Consider the following 4,263-nt stretch of genomic DNA (forward strand, 5'->3'; position numbering starts at 1 on the left):
ATGAAGCAGGGGGTTTAAAACTATGAAGGGGGTAATACGGCTATGCGACTAGGGGCGTATATCCTGCTGATGTTTTCTATAACGGTAGTCTTCTACATGATGGGTTACAACTCGGTAGCCCTAAACGCCCTGTACGCCGCACAATCCGGGGACACGTTCGATATAGCGACTTTCTTAGGGCATCTAGCGGAAGGCGCGTTAGCCCCGCAGAACGCGATAGGTACGGTTCTAGCATTAATCGCAGGCGCGGCGGCTACGCTTATTGCAGGGTACGCGGCAATCTATATTATCCCGCTAGCCTTCCTTCTAATGTTTCTTAACCTAGTAGTTTATCCCTTCTCATTCGTCCTAGACCCGGCTATGCCGGACATGATAAAAGTCCCGCTAGTGGTTTTCTTTAACCTTCTTTCGATAATGGCGGTTCTTTCCTTCATTCGGGGGGGTAATGTCTGATGGCAGACGGGCTTATAGAATTGGAAAATTGGGCGGGGGATGGATTCGCGCAGACAGTAGGCGACCCTATCTTTATGGGTATCCTGCTTCTAGGCTTCTTCTTCGGCTTTACAATGTTGCAGGGGTTAGGATTTAGCGGGAAACTGCTTATTCTCGTCCCGGTGGCAATACTCGCCTTCCCATTTATCCCATTCCTGCCGGTATTCTTAGGCCTAGTTTGCGCCTTTATCCTATACCTAGCGCTAGCGAAAATGGATAATAAGTAGGGCTACCCATGAAAAAACTACCCTTCCTTTACGAAAAAGTACGTTCATTCCTAGAATCCGCAGAACAAAAAAAAATAGACCGGGACGCTATGCGGGCAGAACTCGCAAGTAAATTTAGAATCTCTAGGGGGGATACTAACGAAGTCCTTAAAGAAATGCAACAATTCGGCGCGATAAAGAAACGAACCCGGCAGAAGATAGAATTATAAATAATACCCTAGCCTTTATATATAAACTCTACTTTCTGTATCCATCAACCCGTAAGGGTATATGGAGATGATGAAAGGATGGAAAAAACGTATGTTGCAAACAAGGGCGCGGGCATGGTTTCAACTATCATAGGATTGGTAGTTGCGATTATCGTACTCGTTGCGGTGGCCATCCCGGTTACGACCGAGATTATAGACAGCGCGAACCTTACCGGTACAACGGCTACCGTTGTGGGGCTTATGCCGCTGTTCCTCGGACTTCTCGGCCTGCTGATGGTTGCGGCACTTTACGGCTAACCCCCGTAAATCTAGCCGGGGGGAAACCCCCGGCTTCTACTTTTTAAAAAACCCTAACGTTAATAAATCCTAACCACGATTAGGAAGCATGGAAGACGCTACCGAATCCCCCGGAGAGCAGAAGAAAAAGAAACCTTCTTTTTTCGATAAGGCAAGGGATAAATACGATTCTGCCAAACGGAAATACATAGACGAAAACGACGACGTACAGGACGCTATCAAAGAGGGGCAGACCTACGTAACCGAAGTAAAGAAGGACTACGGGGAAGTAAAGAAATCGGCGGGGGAAGTTAAGGAATCGGTAGTACAGATTAAGCAGGCCTTAAAGGAAAGGGAAGAACGGAAGCGCGAAGAACAGCATAGTAAAATTCAGAATCAGATACGCGAACGGCAAGACCGGATACGCCTTAAACAACTTAGTTACCAAGAACAAAAACTAGCGGCGCGAACTACCGAACAGAACCCGTTAAAGGCGATGCTATCCCCTAAACCGAACGTGGGCGGGAATCCCCAGATGTTCGGAAATACTGGCAATTCAGTTATGCTTAACCTTCTTACAGGGAAGGGGCAGGAAGCCCGCCCGCGCAAGCACTACGTTACCGTAATAGACCGGGGAACGGCGCGCAGGGTGGAAGCAGGCCAATACGCCCAACCCACCCCGCAAGCCCCGCCCGCGCCCGGTAACTCGCTTCTAGACCGCATGACGCTAGGCAACCCATCCCTACTTAACCAACCGGCCGGAAAGCCTGCGTTCGACTATGCGCTAACCGGAAATTCCCTACGCGACCGCATGAAATTATCTAATGCGAAGTACGGCTATTCGTTCGCAACTAAAAAGAAAATGAGGTATCTTTAATGATTATCGAGTTCGTAACAGGACTAGGGGTAATTATAGGTATCCTAGTAGTCCTAGCAGAAGGGACTAAGAAACCCGAAATAGGCGCGTTCGCTAGCGTCCTGCTTATCATTATGGCGGCATGGATTCTAGGCGATGGCCTGCAATACAAAGTAGGCGACAATTCTACGATAACTAGAAGCGGCATTAACCCGTCCGTTTCGCATGACGCGGGTACGTCGTTAATAGTAGATGAAAATACGACTTCCCTTACGGTAAATTCACAGATGAATACGACTATTAATCAAACAGAAATAGTAACCACGACCGCAATCTACCAAGATGTACCGGCTACCCCATTTATCGAATTGCCTACCTTCTTCGGCCTTATCTTCATGCTTCTAGGAATGTACGGGCTTCTGCATTACGTAACCGACGTAACGGGGATGTTATGATTAAGCGGATAGGGTTAATTCTATTCGTATTGCTAGCCCTTTCTATCCCTACTTTTAGTTGGAATGGCAACGCTACCGGGGGTACGGTAACGACCATCATAGACGGTGGCGTTAATTATACGATTCATACATTTACAGCTAACGGGACTTTTAGTGTAAGCGGCACACCTATAAACGCTACTGTATTGGTTGTAGCCGGAGGCGGAGGCGGAGGGTCGAACCCAAGTACGGGAAACGGTGGGGGTGGCGGTGCGGGAGGCCTAATATATAACACGTCCTACAACGCTACCGGGGCAATTACCGTAGTAATCGGAAGCGGCGGCGCAGTAGATACGAACGGGCAAAATTCGTCTTTCGGTACGCTTATTGCGGTAGGTGGTGGAAAAGGCGGCAAATATTATAATACCGCAGGAGGCGCGGGCGGGTCAGGAGGCGGAGGCGGGCAGGAAACCGCCGCAGGGGGAAGCGGTACGGCAGGGCAAGGAAACGCGGGCGGTGCGGCTAATACTACTATCCATTCGGGAGGCGGTGGCGGCGGCGCAGGGGGCGCAGGGCAAAAGGGTGTAACAAAAGGGGGCGCAGGCGGCACAGGGTTAAATTATTCTATAAATGGTACTACTGTATGGTACGCCTGCGGGGGCGCGGGCAGTACCCATAATTCGATAGACGATTATCAGGCGGGCGGAATATGCGGGGGAGGCGACGGGCAAGGTAAGTCAGGGGGGGTCGCCCGCGCACCAACCCCGGGGGTAAATGGTACAGGTGGGGGCGGAGGTGCAGGCGGAGAAAGCAAGACCGGCGCAATAGGCGGTAACGGTATCGTTATAGTCAGATACGAAACCCCCCCGCAATTCAACGTAACAGTTACCCAACCGGAGGCAGACGGGTTTTATACAATTAACGACGTTATGGAGGAAATAAGATGTTACGGCGACCTACCATCGTATATCCTTAACGTCTATTTAGACGGGGAAATAATAGATTCAAATTACGAAGTAGAAAACGACACCCCATTTTTTACCTATAACTACATGTCCGACGGCGCACACCTCCTCTACGCCACCTGTACCAACGGGACAAAAACCGTACAATCGCCGGATATAGATTTTATTGTTCAGGGTGCGCCGAAGATGAATATAACCGCGCCATTGGATGGGACTACCGGCCTATCCTCAACTATCGCCTTCGGGTATTACGGCACAAGCCTAGAAGCGGAAATTTCGTGTATAGTATTTTTAGACGGTATCCTTAATCAGACCGAACCGCTTTATCAGCAGGGGACTTACGCGCAGTTCGTTATTAACAATATCGCCAATGGCGCACATACAATAGAGGTAAGTTGTACGGATAGTTACGCTAGCGAAGGAAGTACCGGAGAGGTGGGATTTGTGGTTACTGATACTTCGGGCGGCGGAGGAAATGTTACGGGAAGTAACGGCTTCTGGGTATCTAGGTACTGCCTAATGCCTAGCATATCGAACCGCGCCGCGCCTATGACGTTCTTTACAAGATTAGGCCGATAATGAAAACCGAATACGCCGCTAGGATATACGGGGCTATCGGTTCTTCTTTCTGATACGACCGGAAGAACGCTATTAGCATGGCCAAGAGCAGTACCATAAGCGTAGCAGGCATAACCGCCATAACCCCGGCAACGGGCGGTATAAGCAGAACGTCCCCCCAAGACAGGATAGGCGTACCTTTTGCGATTGCCAACGCGCTATTTAGGCCGAAGATTAGCGTAAATG

Annotated in this window: 7 protein-coding genes; all 7 read left to right on the forward strand. The window is 49.7% G+C overall.

Going from position 1 to position 4,263, the window contains the following annotated elements; all coding sequences use genetic code 11:
• The first annotated feature begins 42 nt into the window (after positions 1-42).
• The 7 genes from PHS46_08610 to PHS46_08640 all read left to right on the forward strand — a co-directional run bounded on the left by PHS46_08610 (position 43) and on the right by PHS46_08640 (position 4,038).
• Positions 43-453 carry a hypothetical protein gene (locus PHS46_08610; protein MDD3906561.1) on the forward strand — a complete coding sequence of 137 codons (411 nt, stop codon included), beginning with the start codon at positions 43-45 and terminating at the stop codon, positions 451-453.
• Positions 453-719, forward strand: coding sequence for a hypothetical protein (locus PHS46_08615; GenBank protein MDD3906562.1), 267 nt, complete (start codon positions 453-455; stop codon positions 717-719). The genes PHS46_08610 and PHS46_08615 overlap by 1 nt, the downstream gene beginning before the upstream one ends.
• An 8-nt stretch (positions 720-727) precedes the next feature.
• Entirely contained in the window at positions 728-928 is a 201-nt protein-coding gene (locus PHS46_08620; protein ID MDD3906563.1) for a hypothetical protein, read from the forward strand.
• Between the two features lie 78 nt (positions 929-1,006).
• On the forward strand, positions 1,007-1,225 hold the full coding sequence (locus tag PHS46_08625; protein MDD3906564.1) for a hypothetical protein: 219 nt from the start codon (positions 1,007-1,009) through the stop codon (positions 1,223-1,225).
• Positions 1,226-1,313: 88 nt separating this feature from the next.
• On the forward strand, positions 1,314-2,081 hold the full coding sequence (locus PHS46_08630) for a hypothetical protein (GenBank protein MDD3906565.1): 768 nt from the start codon (positions 1,314-1,316) through the stop codon (positions 2,079-2,081).
• Positions 2,081-2,515 (forward strand): hypothetical protein, encoded by a 435-nt coding sequence (locus tag PHS46_08635; GenBank protein MDD3906566.1) that lies wholly within the window; start codon positions 2,081-2,083, stop codon positions 2,513-2,515. The genes PHS46_08630 and PHS46_08635 overlap by 1 nt, the downstream gene beginning before the upstream one ends.
• A complete protein-coding gene (locus PHS46_08640) occupies positions 2,512-4,038 on the forward strand; it encodes a hypothetical protein (protein ID MDD3906567.1) in 1,527 nt (508 codons plus the stop codon). Before PHS46_08635 ends, PHS46_08640 begins: the two co-directional genes overlap by 4 nt.
• Positions 4,039-4,263: the final 225 nt, after the last annotated feature.

It is taken from the genome of Candidatus Omnitrophota bacterium (assembly GCA_028699255.1).
GTDB lineage: Bacteria > Omnitrophota > Gorgyraeia > 2-01-FULL-45-10 > 2-01-FULL-45-10 > FEN-1322.

What these genes read in the sequence shown, in the direction of transcription:
- PHS46_08625 (MDD3906564.1), top strand. Translation starts at nt 1,007, where the DNA reads ATGGAAAAAACGTATGTTGCAAACAAGGGCGCGGGCATGGTTTCAACT.
- PHS46_08635 (MDD3906566.1), top strand. Translation starts at nt 2,081, where the DNA reads ATGATTATCGAGTTCGTAACAGGACTAGGGGTAATTATAGGTATCCTA.
- PHS46_08640 (MDD3906567.1), top strand. Translation starts at nt 2,512, where the DNA reads ATGATTAAGCGGATAGGGTTAATTCTATTCGTATTGCTAGCCCTTTCT.
- PHS46_08610 (MDD3906561.1), top strand. Translation starts at nt 43, where the DNA reads ATGCGACTAGGGGCGTATATCCTGCTGATGTTTTCTATAACGGTAGTC.
- PHS46_08630 (MDD3906565.1), top strand. Translation starts at nt 1,314, where the DNA reads ATGGAAGACGCTACCGAATCCCCCGGAGAGCAGAAGAAAAAGAAACCT.
- PHS46_08620 (MDD3906563.1), top strand. Translation starts at nt 728, where the DNA reads ATGAAAAAACTACCCTTCCTTTACGAAAAAGTACGTTCATTCCTAGAA.
- PHS46_08615 (MDD3906562.1), top strand. Translation starts at nt 453, where the DNA reads ATGGCAGACGGGCTTATAGAATTGGAAAATTGGGCGGGGGATGGATTC.